We start from the raw sequence: 22,281 nt of genomic DNA on the forward strand, positions 1-22,281 counted from the left end.
ATGTGCCGAGGCCGCACACCATCGATGCTTGAGGTCATGGAGCAGACGGATCGAGTACCCGCCCTGGAGCTGTCCGGGCTGCGCAAGGAGTTCGGCGAGAAGGTGGCGGTCGACGACGTCGACCTCAGCGTCCCGCAGGGCGCCTTCTACGGACTGGTCGGGCCGAACGGGGCGGGCAAGACGACGGCGCTGTCGATGGCGGTGGGACTGCTCCGGCCGACCGCCGGCCGTGCCCACGTGCTCGGGATCGACGTCTGGAGCGATCCCATCGGCGCCAAGACCGCGCTGGGCGTGCTGCCCGACGGGCTCGCGCTGCCCGAGCGACTCACCGGCGCCGAGCTGCTCACCTATTGGGGCCGGCTGCGCGGCATGGAGACCGCCGTGATCCGGTCGCGCACCCAGGAGCTGATGCGGGTGCTGGAGCTGGACGAGGCGGAGGAGCACGGCACAGTGGTGCTCGAGTACTCCACCGGCATGCGCAAGAAGATCGGGCTCGCGACCGCGCTGCTCCACTCGCCGCGCGTGCTCGTCCTCGACGAGCCGTACGAGGCGGTCGACCCGGTGTCCGCGCGGGTGCTGACGAAGATCCTGCGACGGTTCACCGCTGCGGGCGGTTCGGTGGTGATGTCGAGCCATGTGATGGCGCTGGTGGAGCAGCTGTGCGACCGCGTGGCGATCATCGCGCGCGGCCAGGTGCTCGCGGACGGCACGCTCGACGACGTGAGGGCCGGCGCCTCGCTCGAGGAGCGATTCGTCGGGCTGGTCGGTGAGCGCGGGCTCGGTGACGAGGAGCTGTCGTGGTTGGCGTCCTGATCTCGATGAAGTTCGCCATGCTCCGCAACAGCCCGCGGGGGATGCGGCTGCTGGGCTGGCTCGTGGGGGCCCTGCTCGTCGCCGCGACCTGGGCGGGCGCGGTGACGGCCGCCGAGGCGGTCCGGGCGGAGGTGATCGCCCTGCTGCTGCTGATGTGGCTCGTCGGGGCGGCGCTGGGGCCCGTGACCATGTCGGGCGCCGGTGTGCTGCGACCGGAGTACTTCGCGCTGCTGCCGCTGGACCGGCGCAAGCTGGCCGTCGGGCTGCTGGTGTCCACGTTTCCGGGTGTCGCCTCGGGATATGTGCTGCTGGCGGCTGCGGTGATCGCCGTCCCGGCCGCGGCGGGCGGGCAGGCGCTGCTCGCCGTCCCGGTCGCGATCCTCGGTGCGACACTGACCTGGGTGCTCGCGCTGACGCTGTCGCGCGTGGTGTACGCCCTGCTGGGTGCCGCCATGCGCACCCGGCTGGGGGTCGAGATCTCCGCGATGCAGTTCGGGCTCATCATCGGCAGCATGCTGGCGGGGTGGATCGTGGTGGCGCAGGCGTTCGCGACGATCCCGGAGCTGCTGCAGGGCGGCGTCGGCACGCAGGTGGCCGGGGTGCTGGCGTGGCTCCCCTCCTCCTGGGCGCTGAACGCCGCGAGCGCAGCGGGTGCGGGCGAGGGGCTGGCGGTGCTCGGGTGGCTCGGTCTGCTGCTGGTGGCGGTGGTCGTGCTCGTCGTGCTCGCCATGATGCTGCTGCGCACCGAGGTCGACGGCGGCACCGCTCGACGCCGCCGGCGGCCGGCGGGGTCACGCGTGCTCACCGGTCGACCCGTGCTGCCGCAGAGCGCCACCGGGGCCGTGCTCGGCAAGGAGCTGCGGCAGTGGTGGCGCGACCCGTGGCGCAGTCTGGAGCTCAGGTCCTCCATCTGGGCCGGGATCACGATCGGGGTCTTCGCCCTCACCGCGCCCTGGGGGCGGGACTTCGCGCCGCTGGCGGGGCTGGTCGTCGCCTTCATGGTCGCGCTCGGTGGGTGCAACCTCTACGGCCAGGACGGCACCGCCCTGTGGATGACGATCGTGGGCCGGCGTGAGGACACCGTGCGGGCGGACGTGCGGGGTCGCCAGCTCGCCACCATCCTGCTGTTCGCGTTGCCCGCGCTCGCCGTCTCGGCGCTGTTCACCCTGATCACGGGGTCCGCGTGGGTGTGGGCCTTGGTGGCGGCGATGCTGCCTGCGCTGTTCGGCGTGGCGTCGGGCGTCTCGGTGCTGCTGTCGGCGATCGGGGTCTCGCCCGGCGTCGACCCGCGCCGCCGCGTGGGTCCCAACGACGCCGGCGGCGACCTGAGCCTGCAGGCGCAGGTGGCCATGTGGGGCACGACGCTGCTGGTGGCACCGACCGTCGCGGCGATCGTGCTGAGCCTCACCGGGGTGCTCGGCACGCCGGGGCAACCGCCCTGGTGGGCTGTGCTCGTCGGCGTGCTCAACGGCGTCGTCGCGTTCTGGCTGCTCGGCAAGGCAGCGATCGCCTATCTCGACCGACGGCTGACCACGGTGTTCAGCCAGATCCGGTACCGACGGTTCGACGGCGACGACAGCGGCCTGCTGGCCGGCTTCGCCCAGGCCTCGCAGAAGGCCGAGGACCAGGCGCGCGCTGCGAAGGAGAAGGAGCGCCGGGCGAAGGTCGGCGCCCGCAACGTGGTCGATTAGCCCGCGGCGCCGGGTGTCCAGGACAATGGCAGCCTGAGCCACCACCTGCACCCCTTCGCGGCTGCCCGCCGGTCACCCTGGGCCGTCTGGCTGCTCGCGTGCGGCGTCTACGTGCTGTCGGTGACGCACCGGATGTCGCTCGGCGTCGCCGGCCCCCTCGCCGTCGAGCGGCTCGGCGTGAGCGCAGCCCAGCTCGGCTCGTTCGTCACGCTCCAGCTCGGGACCTACGCGGCGATGCAGGTGCCGTGGGGGCTCGCGATCGACCGCTGGGGGCCGCGCCGCGTCCTGCTCGCCGCGACCACGATCCTCGGTGTCGCCGCCATCACGTTCGCCCTCGCCACCTCCTACCCGCTGGCCCTGGCCGCGCGAGCGCTGCTGGGCGTCGGCGACAGCGCGGTGTTCATCGCCGTGATCCGACTGGTGTCGCTGTGGTTCGCACCGCGGCGGTTCGCCATGATGGCGATGGTCACCGGGCTGTTCGCGATGGTCGGCAACCTGCTCGCGACCATCCCGCTCGCGTTCGCCTTCTCGAGCTGGGGCTGGACACGCACGCTCGGCGTCGCGGGCGCGATCTCGCTCGCCTACGCGGTGCTCCTGCTCCGGCCGGCGGACTCGGCGCCGCACAGGTTGCGGACGCGTCCGGCACCGGGTCCGGCCACCACCGGAACGGCCGAGGCGCCCGGCAGCCGCTCCCGGCTGCGGCCGCTGCTCGCGGACGTCAGGCGCACCTGGATGGTCCCGGAGATCCGGCTCGCGTTCTGGATGCACGCGGCCACGATGGCCACCGGCACCGCCTTCACCGCGCTCTGGGCCTTCCCCTATCTGACCGACGGCCTGGGCCTCCCGGAGACGCAGGCCGCCTCGGTGCTGACCTTCTTCGTGCTCGGCATGCTCGGTGCCAGCCTGGTGCTGGGACCGGTCACGAGCCGGCGCCGCGGAGCCCGGGCACCGCTCGCGCTGGGCACCGCGGTGGCGGGTGTGCTCGCCTGGGCGGTCCTGCTCGGCTGGCCGGGCGGGCAGGTGCCGTTCGGCGTCGTCGTCGCCGTGACGATCGTGCTCGCCGTCGGCGGCCCCGCCTCGCAGGTCGCGTTCCAGATCGCGCGCGACCACAGCGATCCCGCGCGGCACGCGCTCGCGACCGGCATCGTCAACGTCGCCGGTTTCACGACCGCGATGCTGGGCACGGTGCTCGTCGGTGTCGTCGTCGACATCCGCAGCGGGGGATCCGACCCCACGTTGCTCGACTACCGCTGGGGGCTCGCGGTGCTCGGGCTCGCCGCGGTGGTCATGACCGCGCAGATGCTGCGGTGGCTGCTGCTGTGCCGCCGCCGCACGTTGCGGATGGTCGCGGAGGGAGCGCTGCCACCGGTCGTCCCGGTGGCGCACTGGTGGGACGTGAGCTACGAGCGGGCGGCGATCCTGCGACGTGGTCGCCTACGTCGGCCGGTGGCAGCTCTGCCTACACTCGCTCCCGTGATGCGGACGATCGACCTGCGCGGAACGACGCTCAGCGCGGCCCAGCTGCGCGCGCGACTGCCGCGAGCGGAGCTGGACATCGAGCTCGCGACCGAGCGGGTTGCGCCGATCCTGGCCGCCGTTCGCGCTGACGGCGCCGCGGCACTTCAGCGCTATGCCGAGGACTTCGACGGCGTGGCACCGCAGTCCTTGCGCGTGCCCCGTGAGGTGCTGGCCGCGGCACCGGCCGCGCTCACTCCCGCCGTGCGGGAGGCGCTGGTCGAGGCGATCCGCCGGACCCGGCTCGGCCACGAGGCTCAGCTGCCGGTCGAGCGCACGACCGAGCTCGCCGACGGCGCGCTCGTGCACCAGCGCTGGGTGCCGGTGCGCCGGGTCGGGCTCTACGTGCCGGGCGGACTGGCTGCCTACCCGTCCTCGGTCGTGATGAACGTGGTGGCGGCGCAGGTCGCGGGGGTCGAGTCGCTCGCCGTGACCAGCCCGCCGCAGAAGGACAACGACGGCTGGCCCGAGGTCACGATCCTCGCGGCGTGCGAGCTGCTCGGCGTCGACGAGGTGTACGCCGCCGGTGGTGCCCAGGCGATCGCCATGCTCGCCTACGGGGTGAGCGGCACCGAGGACGACGTCGCGAACCGCTGCGAGCCCGTCGACGTCGTCACCGGGCCGGGCAACATCTACGTGGCGGCAGCCAAGCGCGCCGTCCTGGGCGTCGTCGGCATCGACTCCGAGGCGGGCACCACCGAGATCGCCGTGCTGGCCGACGACACGGCGGATCCGGCCTTCGTCGCGGCGGACCTGGTCTCGCAGGCCGAGCACGACCCTGCCGCCGCCTCGGTGCTCGTGACCGACTCACCCGAGCTCGCCACCGCCGTCGCGCTCGAGGTCGAGCAGCAGGCCGGCGAGGCCAAGCACACCGAACGGATCCGGGCCGCGCTGAGCGGGCCGCAGTCCGGCGTGGTCCTCGTCGACGACCTCGACCACGGCCTCGAGGTGGTCGAGGCGTACGCGGCCGAGCACCTCGAGATCCAGACGGCCGACGCCGCGGCCGTGGCGGCACGCGTCCGGAACGCGGGCGCGATCTTCGTGGGGCCGTACTCGCCGGTGCCGCTGGGGGACTACCTCGCGGGATCGAACCACGTGCTGCCGACCGGTGGCACCGCGCGGTACGCGGCGGGCCTCAACGTGCACGCCTACCTGCGCTCGGTCCAGGTGATCGAGTACGACGCGGCGGCCCTCGATGCGGTCACCGACTCGCTGTCGGCGCTGGCCGAGGCCGAGGACCTGCCGGCGCACGGTGCTGCGGCGCAGCTGCGGCGGGGGCGACCCACCGCCTGAGCGGGGGACATCCCCATGGTCACCGCGACCCGGCAACCGTAGCCTGGAGCGTATGGAGACCTTCTTCGACAGCATCCGCAAGGCCGGTTTCACACGTGGCCCGAACCGCCTGGTCGGCGGCATCTGCGGCGGCATCGCCGCGAAGACCGGGGTCAGCGTCACGGTGGTGCGGATCGGGATGCTGCTGGCGTTCCTGCTGCCGTTCTTCGGGGTCGCCGCGTACCTGGTCGGGTGGCTGCTGCTGCCGTGGCAGGACGGGACCATCCCGCTGGAGCGGCTGCTCAGCCCGCGCCGGTAGGTCGAGGGGGGGCCGCGGCCGCACCACAGCGAACCGCCATCCGGAAGCGCATCGTCCGCCGTGGCCCCTAGCGTGGCACCCATGACCGAGACCGTGTCGTCCGTCGAGCTCGAGTCCGCCGAGGGTGTGCAGGACTGGCGCGTGCTCGCCAACGGGGTGGATGCCTGGTTCGTGGCGCCCTCGTTCAGCGACGGCGCCGCCCTCGTGGCGGCGGTCGCCCATGCCGGGCTCGCGGGCACCGGTCGCCAGGACGCCCAGCCGGCGCCGGTGCTGATCGAGTGGAGGGTGCGCCGCAACGGTGTGCGCGTGACGCTGCGCCCCACGTCGCCGGGACTGCCGATCTCGGTCGTGGGCACGGCGCGGGAGATCTCCAGGCTCGCGGCTGCGGCGGGGTTGCGAGCAGATCCGAGCGTGCTGAGCGATGTGCAGCTGGCGATCGACGTGGTCGACGCCGCGGCGGTCGTGCCGTTCTGGCAGGCAGCGCTGGGGTACGAGCAGGTCGGCGACGACGACCTGGTCGACCCGCTGCGCCGCAACCCGCCGGTGTGGATCCAGGGCAGCGATGCCCCGCGACCGCTCCGGAACCGGATCCATGTCGATGTCAGCCGCACCGCGTTCGCCGTCGAGGAGACGCGTCGTGCCCTGGTCGAGGCGTCGGCCTCCGAGGCGTTCGGCGGTCCGTTCGGCGTGTGCCTGGCCGACGGCGAGGGCAACGAGATCGATGTCGTCCCCCCGTCAGGGGACTGGGACGAGCGGCCCGAGCTGTCCGACTGGGTGCTGATGTTCGGGGCGATGACGCACTACCCCGTCGAGTCCGACCAGGTGGCGGCCGAGCTGGCGGTGCACGCAGCCGCCATCGCCGATGCTGCGCAGGTCGAGCTGCTCATCGACCTGCGACCCCACGGCGTGACGTTCGACTCCGCCAAGGACGGCTGGGAGATGGACGAGCGGTTCGCCGACATGGCCGCGCAGCTGCAGGCGGCGGCGCGCGGGAGAGGCCTCGTCGCCGATCCCGAGCCGCTGCGGTTCGTCCAGATCGGGATCGACGCCGTCGACATCGACCGGGTCCGCGACTTCTGGCGCGCCGTGCTCGGCTACGTCGACGACCCCCGGCGGGCGCTCGGTGTCACCGACATCGTCGACCCGCTGCGCTGGGGCCCACCGGTGTTCTTCCAGGACCTCGACGGCGACGCCGCGCGGCGAGCGCAACGGAACCGGACGCACATCGACCTGTTCGTCCCGCGCGACCGGTCCGAGGCGCGCATCGCCGCCGCGCTGGCAGCGGGTGGGCACCTCGTGCGGGACAGCGAGGCGCCGTACTGGGTCACGATCGCCGACCCCGAGGGCAACGAGGTCGACGTCGCCGTCATCACCGGGCGCGAGTCGGTCTGGGGGACCGAGGGCTGAGCAGCGCGTCGACCGGCCGCATCAGCGCTGGGCGAGCACCAGCGGCAGCACCGCTGCGGCACCGCTGTTCCGCAGCATCCTGGCCGTGTGCGTGAGCGTCCACCCGGAGTCGACGCTGTCGTCGACGAGCAGCACCCGGCGCCCGTCGACGTCGATGCCCTCGACCGACGGCAACCGACGCACCACGCCCGCCAGCCGTTGCGCGGAGTTGACGTCGTGCCTGCCGGGCTCGCTCCCGGGCGCAGGCCGGATCGCCCCGACCACCGGCACGCCCAGCAGCGCGGCGACCCCGGCGGTGAGGTGGCGCGCCAGCTGCGGGCGCGTGGCCGAGTCGATCGCGACGATCGCGTCGACCTCGGGCTGCCACTCCCGCAGCAGCCGCGTGAGCGGGTCGCGCAGGCTGACCGGCAGCTCGCCGTCGGGACCGGCGAGCAGCTCGCGCAGCGGCAGGGACCAGCCGAGGCCGTCGAGCCGGGCGAGGGCACGCCCCGGCTCCGGCTGCTCGTCCGGCCCGATCCGGCCGCTCACCTCGATCCCGAGCTGCTTCATGCCGGACGGCCACTGCCGCCGCGGCATGATCTCGACGCCGATGACGTCCAGCCCTTCACGCGCGGCGCTCACCGAGGCATCGGCCGGTAGCCCGGGCGGCTTCACGCCGCCGCAGCTGTCGCAGCGCCCGCACCGCTCGTCAGGCTGCAGCTCGGGGTCGTCGAGACACCGGCGCAGGTAGGTCATGCGGCAGCCGTCGGTGCGCTGGTAGGTGAGCATCGCCTCCTGCTCGGCGAGGCGAGCCTCGTCCACCCGGCGGTACCGGTCGGCGTCGTAGCTCCACTCCTCGCCCGTGCTCGCCCAGCCGCCACGCACGCGGCGGACCGCACCATCGACGTCGAGGACCTTGAGCATCATCTCGAGCCGGTTCCGGCGCAGGTCGACCAGAGGTTCGAGCGCGGCGACCGAGATCGCGCCCTCGCCCAGCATCGGCAGCTCGGCGAGCGTGGCCCGCACGTCCGACTGCTGCGGGAAGCCCATCGAGCCGAAGTAGTCCCAGATCGCCTTGTCCTCCGCGGCGGGCAGCAGCACCACGTCGGCACGCGTGACGGCGCGCCCGGCGCGGCCGACCTGCTGGTAGTACGCGATCGGCGACGGCGGAGCGCCCAGGTGGATCACGAAGCCCAGGTCGGGCTTGTCGAACCCCATGCCGAGCGCCGAGGTGGCCACCAGCGCCTTGACCCGGTTCTCCTTGAGGTCGGCCTCGAGCTGCTCCCGTTCCGAGGGGTCGGTCTGCCCGGTGTAGGAGGCCACGGGGTAGCCGGCGGCTCGCAGCTGGGTCGCCGTCTGCTCGGCGGCTGCGACCGTGAGGCAGTACACGATCCCGGAGCCGGTGTACCCGCGCAGGTTCTCGACCAGCCAGGCCAGCCGCGTCGAGACGTCGGGCAGCTGCACGACCGCCAGGTGCAGCGAAGGCCGGTCCAGCCCGCCGCGCAGCACGAGCACGTCCGCGCCGGATCCCAGCTGCTCGGCGACATCGGTCGTCACGCGCTCGTTCGCCGTGGCCGTGGTGGCGAGCACGGGGATGCCCTCGGGCAGGTCGGCGAGCAGGGTGCGGATCCGCCGGTAGTCGGGCCGGAAGTCGTGACCCCAGTCGGAGATGCAGTGGGCCTCGTCGACGACCACCAGGCCGGCGCTGGCGGCCAGGCGGGGAAGGACCTCGTCGCGGAAGTCGGGGTTGTTGAGCCGCTCGGGCGAACACAGCAGCACGTCGACCTCACCGGCGGCGATCCGCTGGTAGATCGCCGACCACTCGTTGGTGTTCGCCGAGTTCACGGTCACGGCACGGATACCGGCGCGCTCCGCCGCGGCGATCTGGTCGCGCATCAGCGCGAGCAGCGGCGAGACGATCACGGTCGGGCCGGCGCCGCGCGCCCGCAGCAGCGACGTCGCCACGAAGTAGACCGCCGACTTGCCCCATCCGGTTCGCTGCACCACGAGTGCTCGACGGCGGTGGGTCACCAGGGCGTCGATCGCGCGCCACTGGTCCTCCCGCAGCTCGGCCTCGTCACGGCCGACCAGCCGCCGCAGCGCCGCTTCCGCCTCGGCACGGAGCTGTTCCGGGTCCGGCGGCGGCAGCGGCGCGGCCGCAGCGGCGGGCCGGGCAGGTGCGCCGTAGGGAGCGCCCCACTCCTCGGGGTCGGGGAAGGGCGGTTCCTCGGGCTCGCCGTACCAGGGCTCGGGCGGGGGAGCGGGATCCGTCATGCCCCGACCGTAACCAGATGTCCTGACAGTCCGCTCACGCCGTCCCCAGCTCGACCCTCGGGGCGCGATCTCGACGCTCGCAGGGAGCCGTCGACCGAATGCCCGTGACGCCGACGCGCCGGACCCCGCACACTGGCCCCATGGGCTTCCTCGACGTCTCCGGGATCAGCTACGTGCTCCCGGACGGGCGGCCTCTGCTGCACGAGGTCTCGCTCCGGGTCGGCGAGGGTGCGCGGGTGGCGCTCGTGGGTCCCAACGGCGCGGGCAAGACCACCCTCGTCCGGATGATCGCCGGTGACCTCCCGATCCCGGAGGGTGCCGTGGCCCGCGCCGGCGGGCTCGCCGTCATGCGGCAGTTCATCGGTCAGGTGCACGACGAGAGCAGGGTCCGCGACCTGCTGCTCTCGGTCGCCCCGGATCCGATCCGCCGGACGGCCGCCGAGATCGACCGCACCGAGGTCGCGATGATGGAGCGCGAGGACGAGCAGGTCCAGCTCGCCTACGCGCAGGCGCTGGCGGACTGGGCCGACGTCGGCGGCTACGAGCACGAGACCCTGTGGGACATCTGCACCGTCGCGGCGCTGGGCACCCCATACGAGCGCGCCCAGTGGCGCGCCGTCACCACGTTGTCCGGCGGCGAGCAGAAGCGGCTCGTCCTCGAGGTGCTGCTCCGCGGTCCCGAGGAGGTGCTGCTGCTCGACGAGCCGGACAACTACCTCGACGTCCCCGGCAAGCGCTGGCTGGAGGAGCAGCTCGTCTCCTCCGGCAAGACCGTGCTCCTGATCAGCCACGACCGCGAGCTCCTCGCACGCGTCGCCACCGCGATCGCCACCCTCGAGCCCAGCGGTCTCGGTTCCCGGCTCTGGGTCCATCCCGGCTCGTTCGAGACCTACCCGCAGGCCCGGGAGGCGAGGAACGCGGACCTGGAGGACCGCCGTCGGCGATGGGACGAGGAGCAGGCCAAGCTCAAGGCCCTCGTCGTCATGTACAAGCAGAAGGCGGCCTACAACTCCGACATGGCCTCGCGGCTGCAGGCCGCGCGCACCCGGCTCGCGCGGTTCGAGCGCATCGGCCCGCCCGAGGAGGTCCCGGTCCCGCAGCAGGTCACGATGAGGCTCGACGGCGGTCGCACCGCCAAGCGCGCCGTCGTGGCCGAGTCCCTCGAGCTCACCGGTCTGATGCGGCCGTTCGACCTCGAGGTCTGGTTCGGCGAGCGCGTCGCGGTGCTCGGCAGCAACGGCTCGGGCAAGTCGCACCTGCTCCGGCTGCTGGCCGCGGGTGGCAGCGACCCGGACGTGGAGCACCGGCCCGTCGGGCACGTGAACCCGGAGCCGGTCGCCCACACCGGGGTCGTGCGGCTCGGGTCGCGCGTGCGCCCAGGATGGTTCGCCCAGACCCACGCCCAGCCCGCGCTGGTCGGACGCACCCTGCTGGACATCCTCCATCGCGGCGACGACCACCGGCGTGGCCGGCCGCGCGAGGAAGCGGCACGTGTCCTCGACCGCTACGGCCTGGCCCGCTCGGCGCTGCAGCGCTTCGAGTCGCTGTCCGGAGGGCAGCAGGCGCGGTTCCAGATCCTGCTGCTCGAGCTGTCGGGTGCGACCCTGCTGCTGCTCGACGAGCCCACCGACAACCTCGACCTCGAGTCCGCCGAGGCACTGGAGAGCGCGCTCCTGACGTTCGAGGGCACCGTGCTCGCCGTCACGCACGACCGCTGGTTCGCACGGTCCTTCCACCGGTTCCTCGTGCTCGGCGCCGACGGCTCGGTGCGGGAGAGCGACGAGCCCGTGTGGGACTCCGGGCGCGTCGACCGCGTCCGCTGAGGCCCGACGGCGGAGCGCGTCCGGTGTTCTCGGCTCGCCTCGGGTCAGGCGAGGCTGATGCGGTAGGCCGCGGTGCGGTAGGGGATCCGCCAGCTATCGGGATCGGCCAGGTCGGGATGGCTCGCGAGCAGCTCCGAGACGCGATCCAGGATCTCGGCGCGCGCCTCGGGGGTCGCCGTGATGACGTAGCTGCGTGAGGCGACGAGATCGAGCAGGCTCTCCCGCGTGAAGGGTCTCTCCCACCGCAGGGTCAGGCGCTCCACCGGGCCGAGGTCCTGCGGCACACGATCCTCCGCGACGTAGCGCTCAGCAGCCGATCCCTGCATGATCTGCGTGAGCTGGGCGACCCACGGCACCGACTCGTCCCGCACGTTCCAGATCAGCCCGAGCACACCACCGGGCCGCAGCACGCGGCGCACCTGCGGCACCGCCCGCCTGGTGTCCACCCAGTGCCACGCCTGTGCGGCCAGCACGGCGTCGACGCTCGCGTCGGGGAGCGGGATCTCCTCGGCCGTCCCCACGGCTGTCCTCGCCGAGGGCACGGCGGCGCGGAGCTGGGCCAGCATGTTCGGGCTCGGGTCCACGGCATGGATCGTGTCCACGCGACCCACCAGCGCACGGGTCAGCTTGCCCGTGCCGGCGCCGAGGTCGAGGACGTCCCGGGGCCGGGTCTCCAGCAGCCAGGCGACCGCCTCCTCGGGGTAGCCGGGCCGCGCCCGCTCGTAGGTGTCCGCGGCTGCGTCGAACGAGGCGGCCTGGGCCGCCTTCACCGGGTCCTCGCTCATGTCAGCAGTCTGACCTCCCGCTGCCGCCACCGGGGGAGCGTGTCCAGCAGGCAGTCGTAGGAGTCCTCGAGCAGCTCGGTGACCAGCTGCCTGTCCTCGACGACGTCGGCGAGCACGACCGAGCTCCAGTGCCGCTTGTTGAGGTGCCAGCCGGGCTCGACGAACGCATGCTGCTGACGCAGCGCCTCGCTGTCCTCGGGCGGCAGCTTCAGCGTCAGGAGCTCGCGCCCGCGGCTGTCCTGGCCGACGATCCCGAACATCTTGTCGCCGATCCAGAGCACCACGCACTCCCAGGCCTCCTGGTCCGCGGCGCGCGCCCCGGGAAGGTCGTCGACGGCGGCGTAGATCCAGTCCCAGTGGGGGAAGAAGGTCACCACCATGTCGTCAGAGTAGGACGACGGCAAGCGTTGACGACAGGGAGGTTTATCGTCATACTCTCACTGTCGGAACAATGATCGATAGTTTCGTTCGACGTACTCAAGGGAGAGACACGATGCCTGACCTGCGATTGACCTTTCACCCCAAGCCGAGTCGCCGGCAGCTGCTCGGCTGGTCCTTCGGCGTCGCCGGCCTCGCGGCCATCACGGCGTGCAACAGCGACGGCACCGACCCCGGCGGGGGTGCCGGTGGTGAGCAGGGCGCCGTCGACCTCGACGGCAAGGACGTCGGCGCGATGGCGGACTACGAGGCCGGCAAGCAGTTCACCGCCACGGAGCCGTTCGAGCTGTCGATCCTCTGGTCGGACTGGCCGGAGCAGGACATCAAGCCCACGTGGCAGCTCTTCGACCACATCGCGGAGCTGACCAACGTCACCCTGGTCACCTCGAACGTCCCCTTCAGCGACGCGGTCGACCGACGCAACCTGCTGATCAGTGCCGGCGACGCGCCGCAGATCATCCCGCTCATCTACGCGGGCGACGAGAAGCCGTTCGTCTCCGGTGGCGCCGTGCTGCCGATGAGCGACTACATCGAGCACATGCCGCACTACCGCAAGTACGTCGAGGACTGGGACCTGCAGCTGCTCGTCGACAACCTCAAGCAGTTCGACGGCAAGTACTACATGGTCCCGGGGCTGCGCGAGGTGTCGGTGCCGACGTTCTCGTTGCTGGTCCGGACCGACATCTTCGAGGACCTCGGGCTGGCGATCCCCGAGACCTGGGACGAGCTCCGGGACGCCATGGCGACGATCAAGGAGAGCAACCCGGACGCGATCCCGCTCGCCGAGCAGTTCGAGGGCGCCTCGATCATCAACGTCGCCGGACCGGCGTTCGGCACCCGGGCAGGGTGGGGGTTCGGCGACGGCATGATCGACGACGGCAACGGTGGCCTCAAGTACGCGGGTACCTCCGAGGAGTACCGCACGATGCTCGAGTTCTTCCACGGCATGGTGGCCGACGGCCTGCTGGACCCGGAGACCTTCACCTCCAAGAACGCCGGTGCAGGTTCGGAGGTCATCACCGCCAAGATCTTCCGCGGGGATGTCGCCGTCATGGGCGGGGCCGCCGGAACGGTCACCGAGTACATGTCGAAGATGGACGCGACGCTGGGGGCGGGCAGCTACGGCCTCAAGATGATCACGCCGCCCGGAGGACCCGCGGGCCCGATGATCGGGTCACGCGGCTTCTGGCACGGGTTCATGCTGACCCCGGACGTGGCCGAGTCGCCGAACTTCCTCGCCACGCTGCAGTTCCTCGACTGGCTGTACTACAGCCCGGAGGCCCGGGAGATGCTGCGGTGGGGGATCGAGGGCGAGACCTACACCAAGGAGGGTGGCACCTACACGCTGAGCCCGGACCTGTCGGCCGACCTGTGGAACCTCAACCCGGACGCGCCGCTGGACCTGCAGAAGGATCTGGGGTTCTCGAGCTTCCTCGCCGAGGCCACGGAGTCGCGCGAGCTGATCGAGTCCTACAGCACCGAGAGCACCATCGCCTACATGGACGACGTGCTCGCCAACCGCACGCCGCGCGAGCCCAACCCGCCGGCTCCGTTGGACGAGATGGAGCTCGAGCAGGCCGCCATCATGCAGACGCCGCTCAAGGACACGGTCGACCAGGCCACCCTGCAGTTCATCCTGGGGCAGCGTGACCTGAGCGAGTGGGACGCCTACGTCGCCGAGGTCGAGGCGCAGGGTCTGCAGGCGTTCGTCGACCTCGTCAACGGCGCTCGGCAGCGGTTCGTCGAGGCCAACGGCTGACGCTCCTCCAGCAGACGCGGGCGGGGTTCGGCGGGGGCGCCCCGCCCGCGTCGTGTGCGGGGCGGCCGTGGCTCGGTACGGTCTCCTCATGCAGCAGCGCCCCGGGCTCGTCGTCACCGCAGGTGTGGTCGCTGCGGTTCTGTGGCAGGTGTGCGCCGAGATCGTCAGCCGGGTGGCCCGCGCCGGCTCGGTGCCGCCGGAGTGGTTGCCCTCCGGCTCCTCGTTCCCGCTGGTCACGATCCTCGATCTGGTGCCCGACGGCGGCCTGTGGCTCGTGGGCATGCTGGTCTCGTTCGCGCTCGTCGGCGTGCTGGTCGGGCTCGGCACGCGACTCGTGGTGCGCCGCGGCTTCGACGGTGCGCGTTCCTTCCTCGCCGTCTGGATGGTCGTGGTGCTCGCCGCCGTGCTGGCGTCGGTGCTGACGGCGCCGATCGTCGCCTCCTACGGTGGCGGGGCCCGGTTGTCGAGCAGCGTGTTCATCGGCTCCTACTGGGGCGTCGTGGTCGGCTGGGTGATCGCCGCCGTCGTCGCGATCGGCTCGCGGCGGGCGCACCGATGAGCCGCGCGAGGCCGCCGCGGCTGGTCGCCACCGATCTGGACGGCACGCTCGTCCGGTCCGACGGCACGGTCTCCGGCTACACCCGGGCCGTGCTGGCCGCGCTCGACGAACGTGATGTCCCGGTGCTGTTCGTGACCGCCCGGCCGTTGCGCTGGATGGAGGAGCTGTGGCCGATCGTCGGTGGCCACGGGACGGCGATCGTCAGCAACGGCGCGATCTGGTTCGACGTGCCCAGCCGCAGCGTGCGGCACCTGTGGGGGATCGACGCCGAGGTCGGCGTGGCGCTCACCGATGCGATCGCGGCGGCGGTCCCGGAGGCCACGTTCGCGCTCGAGACCGAGAGCGGCATCCGGTACGACCCGCGTTTCGTCGACGAGTGGGACCCGCGACCGGGGTCGCCGCGCGGCCCGCTGCGCAGCATCTGGACCGACCCGGTGGTCAAGCTCCTGGTCACCGCCCCGAGAGTCGATCCCGAGCGGCTGCGAACCGCCACGCTGGACGCCGTCGGCGACCGCGCCGTCGTCACCTGGACGGGACCCCATCTGCTCGAGATCAGCGCGGCCGGCATCACCAAGGCGGCCACGCTCGCCCGCGTGGCCGCCGAGCTCGGCGTCACCGCGGCCGACGTGGTCGCGTTCGGCGACATGCCCAACGACATCCCCATGATCACGTGGGCAGGAACCGGTTACGCGATGGCCAACGCCGACGCCACGCTGCTGGAGGTCGCCGACGCGACCGCTCCCGGCAACGACGACGACGGCGTCGCTCGCGTCCTCGCCGACCTGTTCGGTCTCGATGTGGCCAGGTCAGGCGAGGAGCCGCTGCAGGCCATCGACCGAGGTCACCGGTAGCTCGCAGACGTGGCCGCGGCACACGTACGCGGTGCCGCCGCCGCCCTGGAGCGGTCGCGAGGTCAGCAGCGGGATGCCCGAGTCCGGCGCGCCGGTGACCACCACCGAACCTGGCGGTGCGCCGCGCCAGGCGGCACGCGTGAGCTCGCCGGAGGCGTCCTCGCCCACGATCGCGACCTCCACGGGGCTCCGGCCGCCGTGCTCGGCGACGGCGTCGGCCAGCGCCCACCCGGCAGCGCGCGGTGCGCGTGCCACGTGGGTCGCCACGGTGGCCAGCAGCGCCTCGGCGCGCACCCGCCAGCGGTCGTCCGCGGTGAGCCGGTAGGCGGCGCGGTAGGCGCGCAGGGCCGTGGTGGTGCCGCTCGGGGTGGCGTTCTCGCCGACCTCGCGCGGGCGCCGCACCAGCGTCTCGGCGTCGTCGGCGGCATCGTGCAGGCCGCCGTCCTCGGCGAGGAAGTGCCGCTCCAGGGACTCGAGCAGCGCCAGCGCGCTCTCGAGCCAGGGCGCCTCGCCGGTCGCGCCCGCCAGCGCCAGCAGCCCGAGCGCCGTACCGGCGTAGTCCTCGGCCGCACCCGGCGCCTGGGACGGGACGCCGCCGAGGGACACCCGCCGCAACCGGTCGCCGTCGAGCTGGATCTCCAGGACCGCCGTCGCCACGCGCCGGGCGACCGGCAGCCACTCCGGCCGGCCCAGCAGCATCGCCGCGTCGACGATCGAGGCGATCGCCCAGCCGTTCCAGGCCGCCACGACCTTGTCGTCGCGTCCGGGCGCCGGCCGCTCGGAGCGCGCCGCCCGCAACCGCTGCCTGGCGTCGGCGAACCAGGCCGGCTCGTCCGGGTCGACGCGCAGCTGCAGCGTCGAGGTGCCGTGCTCGAACGTGCCGCCCTGCTCGACGCCGAGCACATGGGCGAGCCGATCGCCGTCAACCTCCCCGACCACCTCGGCGAGCTGGTCGGGCGTCCACACGTAGTAGGCGCCCTCGCGGAGCTGGCCGTCGGCCGGGTCGATGCTGTCGGCGTCCAGCGAGGAGGCGAAGGCACCCTGCTCGGTCAGCATCTCGGTGGTGAGCCACTCGATCGTCTCGACGACGACCCGCTCGCACAGCGCGGCGAGGGGATCGCCGCGGCGCTGCGCCTCGACCGCGCCCCGTGCGTAGCACCCGATCAGCAGCGCGTTGTCGTAGAGCATCTTCTCGAAGTGGGGCACCACCCAGGCGCGGTCGGTCGCGTACCGCGCGAAGCCGCCCGCCAGCTGGTCGTAGATGCCGCCGCGCGCCATCCGCTCCAGCGTGTCGGCGGCGACGTTCCATGCCTGGTCGGCGATCGGCCCGTCCGCCTGCGCGGCACGGGCCACCAACGCGTCGAGGGTCGTCGACGGCGGGAACTTGGGGGCGTCGCCGAACCCGCCGAACGCGTCGTCGGCCTGGGCCACCAGCGATCCGACGGCCTGGTCGACGTCGGCGCGCGAGAGGCTGGCGGGCGCCGGCGGACGGCTCCGGGCCGCCACCTCGGCCGTGATCCGGGAGCCGCCCTCGAGCAGCTGAGCGCGCCGGTTGGTCCAGGCGTCGGTGACCGCTGCCAGCACCTGCGTGAACGACGGTGCGCCGCCCCGCTCGGTCGGCGGGTAGTAGGTACCGGCGTGGAAGGCGTGACCGTCCGGGGTCAGCCACACCGACATCGGCCAGCCACCGTGCCCCGTGAGCGCGACCGTGACGTCCATGTAGATCTGGTCGACGTCGGGGCGCTCCTCGCGGTCGACCTTGATCGAGACGAAATCCTGGTCGAGGATCGCGGCGACCGCGGGATCCTCGAACGACTCGTGCGCCATCACGTGGCACCAGTGACAGGCCGCGTAACCGATCGAGAGGAAGATCGGCACGTCCCGGGCGCGGGCCTCCTCGAACGCCTCCGGACCCCACTCCCGCCAGTCGACGGGGTTGTCCGCGTGCTGGCGCAGGTACGGCGAGGCGCTGGCTGCGAGTCGGTTCACCATGCCTCTAGCCTGCACCGACCAGCGCGAGAACGGCAGTGCCGTAGCGCTCCAGCTTGGCCTCGCCGACACCGGAGACGCCGCGCAGCGCTTCCTGGTCAGCCGGCTGGGCGGCGGCGATGCCGGCCAGCGTGGCGTCGGAGAACACCACGTAGGCGGGCACGCCCTGCTCCTTGGCGGTCTCGGCGCGCCACGCGCGCAACCGCTCGAACAGCGCCTGCTGCGGCTGGTCCAGGTCGACCGGCGCCGATCGCGACCTGCGCGCGCTGCGGCTGCGTACCTGCTGCTGCTCCTGGCGCAGCAGCACCGACCGGCGCCCGCTCAGCACCTCGGCCGCCGCGTCGGTGATGGTCAGGACGCCGTACTCGCCCTGGACCGCGAGCAGACCCTGCGCCAGGAGCTGGCGCACCACGCCGCGCCACTGCACCTCGGAGAGCTCCGTGCCGATGCCGAAGGTGCTCAGCGTCTCGTGCCCGAACCGGCGCACCCGTTCGGTGTCACGGCCCAGCAGGATGTCGACGATCTGGCCGGCGCCGTAGGACTGCCGGCGTTCGCGCTGCAGCCGCACGATCGTCGACAGCAGCTTCTGCGCCGGCACCGTGCCGTCGAAGGTCGCCGGCGGGGCCAGGCAGGTGTCGCAGTTGCCGCACGGCTCGCTCGGCTCGTCGAAGTACGCCAGCAGCTGCTGGCGCCGGCACTGCACGGTCTCGCAGAGCGCGAGCATCGCGTCCAGGTGGAGGGACTGCACGCGCTTGCGCTGCCGGTCACCCTCGCCCTCGACGATCATCCGGCGCTGCTGCACCACGTCCTGCAGCCCGTAGGCGAGCCACGCCGTCGAGGGCAGCCCGTCGCGGCCGGCCCGGCCGGTCTCCTGGTAGTAGCCCTCGACCGACTTCGGCAGGTCGAGGTGCGCGACGAACCGCACGTCGGGCTTGTCGATGCCCATCCCGAAGGCGATGGTGGCGACCATCACCACGCCGTCCTCGCGCAGGAACCGTGCCTGGTGGCGCGAGCGGGTGCCCGCGTCGAGACCGGCGTGGTAGGGCAGCGCCGTGATGCCCTGCGACCCCAGCCACTCCGCCGTCTTCTCCACCGATGCCCGGCTCAGGCAGTACACGATGCCCGCCGCTCCGGGGTGCTCCTCGCGGATCAGCTGCGCCAGCCCGGCGCGGGCGTCCTGCTTGCCCACGATGCGGTACTGGATGTTCGGCCGGTCGAAGCTGGCCACGAACAGCCGGGCCTCGGTGAGCGCGAGCCGTTCGGCGATCTCGCGGCGGGTCTCGGTGGTCGCGGTCGCCGTGAGCGCCACGCGCGGCACCTGCGGCCACCGCTCGTGGATCATCGACAGCGCGAGGTAGTCCGGGCGGAAGTCATGGCCCCACTGGCTCACGCAGTGCGCCTCGTCGATCGCGAACAACGAGATCTCGCAGCGGTCCAGCAGCGCGGCGGCGGCCGTCAGCCGCTCCGGCGCCAGGTACAGCAGGTCGACCTCGCCGGCCAGCAACGCCCGCTCGACCTGACGCCGCTCGTCCGGGTCCTGCGTGGAGTTCAGGTACGCGGCGCGCACGCCCAGCAGCCGCAGCGCGTCCACCTGATCGTGCATCAGCGCGATCAGCGGGCTGATCACGACGCCGGTCCCCGGTCGCACCAGCGCCGGCACCTGGTAGCACAGGCTCTTGCCGCCCCCGGTGGGCATCAGCACGATCGCGTCACCACCGGCGACCACGGTGTCGATCACCTCGGCCTGCTGGCCACGGAAGGAGTCGTAGCCCCACACGGAGCGCAGCGCCTGCAGCGCCGTCTCAGGCCGAGAGCGTGGCGGTTCGCCGTCGAGCGGGGGGACGAGATCCTCGGGTGGTTCCCACTCCGGCGTGCTCACCTCTCCACCCTAGGCGGCCGACCAAGGCTGTGGATAACTCCAGCAGCTGGCCGCTCTGGCCGCCTACCGTGCTCGGATGGCACGGCAGAGACGACATCCAACCGGTCGACGGCGGATCGCGATCGTCGAAGGAGTGGTACCCGCTCCTGGGGTCGAGCACGATCCCTTGCCCGAGCAGATCCTCGGGATCGCGATGGATCAACGAGCCTTCGGCCCGCGGCGGTTGATGGTGGCGCTCGCGGCGTACGACGCCCGCTTTCTCGGCCTGCTGTACACCGATCGGACAGACCCGATCGATGACGCCCTCGAGGTCTGCCTGCTCCACGCCGAGGTTGAGGGTCTGCGCGGCAGCGAGCCTGCTCTCGCCGGGGTGGTGCTGTGCGACCAACCGGTGGTCGAGGGCGGCTCACGACACCAGGTCGAGGCGGTGTTCGAGCGGGCCAAGGTCGTCGCCGCTCGGCACCGGGTGCACCTGGTGGACTGGATCGGCTGCGACGACGACACCTTCCGTTGCGCACGGTTGCGGACCCTCTCGCCGGCGTCAGAGCCTGGGTGGTGGGATGTGCCTGCCCAGCCGCGGAGCTCTCCTCGTCCGGGGGAATGATCGACGACACCTGCGGGTTGCCTGCACATGACTCTCGACCTCACCGACGCCCAGCGCCGACTTCTCGAGCTGCCGATCTACGCCACGCTCGGCACCGTGCGTCCGGACGGGACGCCGCAGGTGAACCCCATGTGGTTCGCGTTCGACGGCGAGCACATCCGGTTCACCCACCTGCGCACCCGGGCGAAGTTCCGCAACCTGCAGGCGAACCCGGCGATGGCGCTCGCGCTGATCGACCCGGACAACCCCTTCGCCTATCTCGAGGTGCGCGGCGCGCTGGTCGAGGTGATCGACGACCCGACCGGTGCGTTCTACGTCGAGCTGCAGAACCGGTACGGCAACCCGAGCACCGAGGCGCCCGCCGACAAGGCCGACCGGGTGATCCTCGTGATGAGCGTGGACCGTCTCAGCGGGAAGTGAGGGCCGCGCGCCCGTCCCGGCGTAGTGTGCCCAGGTGACCTCGGCACCCTCGACCGCGACCGACGCCGCGGCCGAGGCCCATCGGTGGCGTGCGTTCGCCGTCGCCGTCACGGTCGCCTCGATCACCATCCTCGACCTCACCAAGGTCAACGTCGCGCTGCCCTCGATCGAGACCGCGCTCGGAGCGCAGTCCACCGAGCTGCAGCTGGTGGTGTCCGGGTACGTGCTCACCTTCGGGCTCACGCTCGTGCCGATGGGTCGCCTGGGTGACCAGCGCTCGCGGCGCACGCTGTTCCTCGTGGGCCTGGCGCTGTTCACGATCACGAGCCTGATCTGCGCGCTGGCGACCAGCAGCACGATGCTGCTCGTGGGGCGGCTGCTGCAGGGCGTCGCCGCCGGTGTGCAGATGCCACAGGTGCTCGGGCTCGTGCAGCAGCTGTTCACCGGTGCCGAACGGGGCCGGGCCTTCGGGTTGTTCGGCGCGGTGATCGGGCTCTCGACGGCGTTCGGGCCGACGCTCGGCGGGCTGCTGATCGCCGTGGGCGGCGAGGAGGACGGCTGGCGCCTGATCTTCTGGCTGAACATCCCGCTCGCGCTCGCGGCCATGCTGCTCGCGATCCGGCTGCTGCCGCGAGGATCGCCCGAGAGGGACCGGGCGCCGCTGCAGCTGGATCCTGTCGGCGTGCTGCTGTTCGGCATCACCGTGCTCGCGCTGCTCGTGCCGTTCCTGCTGACGACCGGCAGCCCCGAGGACGACCCGCGTCGGTGGTGGTCGCTCGTCGTCGCGGTGGCCTTCGGCACCGCCTTCGCGGTGTGGGAGCGGCACTACGCCGCGTCCGGCCGCAGCCCGCTGATCCCGTTCCGGCTGCTGCGGATCCGTGGGTTCCGCAACGGCACGCTGCTCGCGACGGCCTACTTCGCCGCGCTGCCGGCGATCTTCCTGCTCTCGACGCTGTTCATGCAGGAAGGCCTCGGGCTGGCGCCGGTGTTCGCCGGGATGGTCTCGATCGGGTTCGCGCTCGCCAGCGCCGCCACGTCCTGGTACAGCGGCAAGCTCGTCAACCGGTACGGGCGCGCGCTCGTGGTCGTCGGCCTGGTGGTGGTCGCCGTGTCGGTGCTCGCGCTCGCGCTGGTCGCACGGTGGGTGAGCGCCGAGGCGACGCCGTTCGTGATGGCTGGTGTGATGCTCGTCGCCGGTCTGGGAGGCGGCGTCGTGATCTCGCCCAACCAGACGATCACGCTCGCCGACGTGCCCGTGCACGAAGGCGGCCTCGCGGGGTCGATGGGACAGCTGGGTCAGCGCATCGGGACGGCGATCGGCACGGCGATCGCGCTGTCGCTGTTCTACGCCGCGGTGTTCGCCGAGGAGGGCAGCCAACCGGACGTCGTCGTCTACCAGCACGCCTACGACCGCGGTCTGCTCGCCGTCGGCGCCTTCGTGCTGCTTGCGCTCGCCGCCGGGCTGGGGGACCTGCGGGGCCGGCGGGCCACGCCCGCGGTCGCGGAGGACGCGCGCTAGTGCGGGTCGCGGTGCGAGGCGACGCCGAGCCCGACGAGGTGTGGGACCGCTTCACCACGCCGGCGCGGTGGCCCTCGTGGGCGCCGCACATCCGCGCCGTCACCTGTGCCGACGCCCGTGTCGTGACGGGGACCCGTGGCCACGTGCACGGCCCGATGGGTCTGCGGCTGCCGTTCGTCGTCGACGCCGTTGACCACCCGGGGCGGACCTGGACGTGGACCGTGGGCCGCGCGATCAGGGTCACGATGGTGCACGGCGTCGAGCCCGCCGACGGCGGCTCGCGGGCCTGGGCGCGACTGCCGGCGCTCCTCGGCGTGCCCTATCTGCCGCTGCTGCGGTGGGCGCTCGCGCGGCTGGTTCGCGGCGCGAACTAGACTTTCGGCCC

The 22,281-nt window shown here is 72.5% G+C and carries 18 protein-coding genes; 13 read left to right on the forward strand and 5 right to left on the reverse strand.

Annotated features, from left to right (window positions below):
* Positions 1–36 precede the first annotated feature (36 nt).
* The 5 genes from GPA04_RS00905 to GPA04_RS00925 all read left to right on the forward strand — a co-directional run bounded on the left by GPA04_RS00905 (position 37) and on the right by GPA04_RS00925 (position 7,017).
* Positions 37–813 carry an ABC transporter ATP-binding protein gene (locus tag GPA04_RS00905; RefSeq protein WP_156221402.1) on the forward strand — a complete coding sequence of 259 codons (777 nt, stop codon included), beginning with the start codon at positions 37–39 and terminating at the stop codon, positions 811–813.
* Positions 798–2,504 (forward strand): hypothetical protein, encoded by a 1,707-nt coding sequence (locus GPA04_RS00910; protein WP_156221405.1) that lies wholly within the window; start codon positions 798–800, stop codon positions 2,502–2,504. Before GPA04_RS00905 ends, GPA04_RS00910 begins: the two co-directional genes overlap by 16 nt.
* A 111-nt stretch (positions 2,505–2,615) precedes the next feature.
* The gene (gene hisD / locus GPA04_RS21595; protein ID WP_436277893.1) at positions 2,616–5,312 is read left to right on the forward strand and encodes a histidinol dehydrogenase; all 2,697 of its coding nucleotides are present in this window, start codon (positions 2,616–2,618) and stop codon (positions 5,310–5,312) included.
* A 52-nt stretch (positions 5,313–5,364) separates the two neighbouring features.
* A complete protein-coding gene (locus GPA04_RS00920; protein ID WP_156221410.1) occupies positions 5,365–5,610 on the forward strand; it encodes a PspC domain-containing protein in 246 nt (81 codons plus the stop codon).
* An 81-nt stretch (positions 5,611–5,691) separates the two neighbouring features.
* A complete protein-coding gene (locus GPA04_RS00925) occupies positions 5,692–7,017 on the forward strand; it encodes a VOC family protein (RefSeq protein ID WP_156221412.1) in 1,326 nt (441 codons plus the stop codon).
* Between the two features lie 21 nt (positions 7,018–7,038).
* Here the strand turns inward: GPA04_RS00925 and GPA04_RS00930 are convergent, their stop codons facing one another.
* Positions 7,039–9,270, reverse strand: a complete 2,232-nt coding sequence (locus GPA04_RS00930) for a RecQ family ATP-dependent DNA helicase (RefSeq protein WP_156221415.1) — start codon at positions 9,268–9,270, stop codon at positions 7,039–7,041.
* Positions 9,271–9,410: 140 nt separating this feature from the next.
* Between GPA04_RS00930 and GPA04_RS00935 the strand changes: the two genes are divergently transcribed.
* Complete coding sequence (locus GPA04_RS00935) at positions 9,411–11,093, forward strand: ABC-F family ATP-binding cassette domain-containing protein (protein ID WP_156221416.1); 1,683 nt, start codon at positions 9,411–9,413, stop codon at positions 11,091–11,093.
* 44 nt (positions 11,094–11,137) lie between these two features.
* Here the strand turns inward: GPA04_RS00935 and GPA04_RS00940 are convergent, their stop codons facing one another.
* Together GPA04_RS00940 and GPA04_RS00945 are read right to left on the reverse strand one after the other, a co-directional pair.
* Positions 11,138–11,878: a class I SAM-dependent methyltransferase gene (locus GPA04_RS00940; RefSeq protein WP_156221418.1), complete on the reverse strand. Its 741-nt coding sequence runs from the start codon at positions 11,876–11,878 to the stop codon at positions 11,138–11,140.
* On the reverse strand, positions 11,875–12,258 hold the full coding sequence (locus tag GPA04_RS00945; RefSeq protein ID WP_156221419.1) for an MmcQ/YjbR family DNA-binding protein: 384 nt from the start codon (positions 12,256–12,258) through the stop codon (positions 11,875–11,877). The genes GPA04_RS00940 and GPA04_RS00945 overlap by 4 nt, the downstream gene beginning before the upstream one ends.
* 113 nt (positions 12,259–12,371) lie before the next feature.
* Between GPA04_RS00945 and GPA04_RS00950 the strand changes: the two genes are divergently transcribed.
* The 3 genes from GPA04_RS00950 to GPA04_RS00960 all read left to right on the forward strand — a co-directional run bounded on the left by GPA04_RS00950 (position 12,372) and on the right by GPA04_RS00960 (position 15,485).
* Positions 12,372–14,075 (forward strand): ABC transporter substrate-binding protein, encoded by a 1,704-nt coding sequence (locus GPA04_RS00950; protein WP_156221421.1) that lies wholly within the window; start codon positions 12,372–12,374, stop codon positions 14,073–14,075.
* 88 nt (positions 14,076–14,163) lie between these two features.
* Positions 14,164–14,634, forward strand: a complete 471-nt coding sequence (locus GPA04_RS00955; protein ID WP_156221423.1) for a hypothetical protein — start codon at positions 14,164–14,166, stop codon at positions 14,632–14,634.
* Complete coding sequence (locus GPA04_RS00960; protein ID WP_156221425.1) at positions 14,631–15,485, forward strand: HAD family hydrolase; 855 nt, start codon at positions 14,631–14,633, stop codon at positions 15,483–15,485. Before GPA04_RS00955 ends, GPA04_RS00960 begins: the two co-directional genes overlap by 4 nt.
* Here the strand turns inward: GPA04_RS00960 and GPA04_RS00965 are convergent.
* Together GPA04_RS00965 and recQ are read right to left on the reverse strand one after the other, a co-directional pair.
* A complete protein-coding gene (locus GPA04_RS00965; protein ID WP_156221427.1) occupies positions 15,441–17,477 on the reverse strand; it encodes a thioredoxin domain-containing protein in 2,037 nt (678 codons plus the stop codon). The two genes, GPA04_RS00960 and GPA04_RS00965, sit on opposite strands and share 45 nt — an antisense overlap.
* Before the next feature lie 4 nt (positions 17,478–17,481).
* Entirely contained in the window at positions 17,482–19,353 is a 1,872-nt protein-coding gene (gene recQ, locus GPA04_RS00970; protein ID WP_170299331.1) for a DNA helicase RecQ, read from the reverse strand.
* Between the two features lie 166 nt (positions 19,354–19,519).
* Between recQ and GPA04_RS00975 the strand changes: the two genes are divergently transcribed.
* From GPA04_RS00975 to GPA04_RS00990, 4 genes are read left to right on the forward strand one after another with little or no spacing between them, the layout of a single operon-like run.
* Positions 19,520–19,957, forward strand: a complete 438-nt coding sequence (locus GPA04_RS00975) for a hypothetical protein (protein ID WP_156221429.1) — start codon at positions 19,520–19,522, stop codon at positions 19,955–19,957.
* Between the two features lie 27 nt (positions 19,958–19,984).
* Positions 19,985–20,377, forward strand: a complete 393-nt coding sequence (locus GPA04_RS00980) for a PPOX class F420-dependent oxidoreductase (protein WP_156221431.1) — start codon at positions 19,985–19,987, stop codon at positions 20,375–20,377.
* Positions 20,378–20,411: 34 nt separating this feature from the next.
* A complete protein-coding gene (locus GPA04_RS00985; RefSeq protein WP_156221433.1) occupies positions 20,412–21,896 on the forward strand; it encodes an MFS transporter in 1,485 nt (494 codons plus the stop codon).
* Between the two features lie 11 nt (positions 21,897–21,907).
* Positions 21,908–22,270 carry an SRPBCC family protein gene (locus tag GPA04_RS00990; RefSeq protein ID WP_162458485.1) on the forward strand — a complete coding sequence of 121 codons (363 nt, stop codon included), beginning with the start codon at positions 21,908–21,910 and terminating at the stop codon, positions 22,268–22,270.
* The last annotated feature ends 11 nt before the right edge of the window (positions 22,271–22,281 follow it).

Origin of the sequence: Pseudactinotalea suaedae (assembly GCF_009733815.1) — a bacterium.
In the GTDB taxonomy this organism is placed as follows: Bacteria; Actinomycetota; Actinomycetes; order Actinomycetales; family Beutenbergiaceae; genus Pseudactinotalea; species Pseudactinotalea suaedae.

Excerpts from the sequence above, each read along its gene's own strand:
- GPA04_RS00905 (WP_156221402.1), top strand. The coding sequence starts at position 37 with ATGGAGCAGACGGATCGAGTACCCGCCCTGGAGCTGTCCGGGCTGCGC.
- GPA04_RS00920 (WP_156221410.1), top strand. The coding sequence starts at position 5,365 with ATGGAGACCTTCTTCGACAGCATCCGCAAGGCCGGTTTCACACGTGGC.
- GPA04_RS00925 (WP_156221412.1), top strand. The coding sequence starts at position 5,692 with ATGACCGAGACCGTGTCGTCCGTCGAGCTCGAGTCCGCCGAGGGTGTG.
- GPA04_RS00930 (WP_156221415.1), bottom strand. The coding sequence starts at position 9,270 with ATGACGGATCCCGCTCCCCCGCCCGAGCCCTGGTACGGCGAGCCCGAG.
- GPA04_RS00935 (WP_156221416.1), top strand. The coding sequence starts at position 9,411 with ATGGGCTTCCTCGACGTCTCCGGGATCAGCTACGTGCTCCCGGACGGG.
- GPA04_RS00940 (WP_156221418.1), bottom strand. The coding sequence starts at position 11,878 with ATGAGCGAGGACCCGGTGAAGGCGGCCCAGGCCGCCTCGTTCGACGCA.
- GPA04_RS00945 (WP_156221419.1), bottom strand. The coding sequence starts at position 12,258 with ATGGTGGTGACCTTCTTCCCCCACTGGGACTGGATCTACGCCGCCGTC.
- GPA04_RS00950 (WP_156221421.1), top strand. The coding sequence starts at position 12,372 with ATGCCTGACCTGCGATTGACCTTTCACCCCAAGCCGAGTCGCCGGCAG.
- GPA04_RS00955 (WP_156221423.1), top strand. The coding sequence starts at position 14,164 with ATGCAGCAGCGCCCCGGGCTCGTCGTCACCGCAGGTGTGGTCGCTGCG.
- GPA04_RS00960 (WP_156221425.1), top strand. The coding sequence starts at position 14,631 with ATGAGCCGCGCGAGGCCGCCGCGGCTGGTCGCCACCGATCTGGACGGC.
- GPA04_RS00965 (WP_156221427.1), bottom strand. The coding sequence starts at position 17,477 with ATGGTGAACCGACTCGCAGCCAGCGCCTCGCCGTACCTGCGCCAGCAC.
- GPA04_RS00980 (WP_156221431.1), top strand. The coding sequence starts at position 19,985 with ATGACTCTCGACCTCACCGACGCCCAGCGCCGACTTCTCGAGCTGCCG.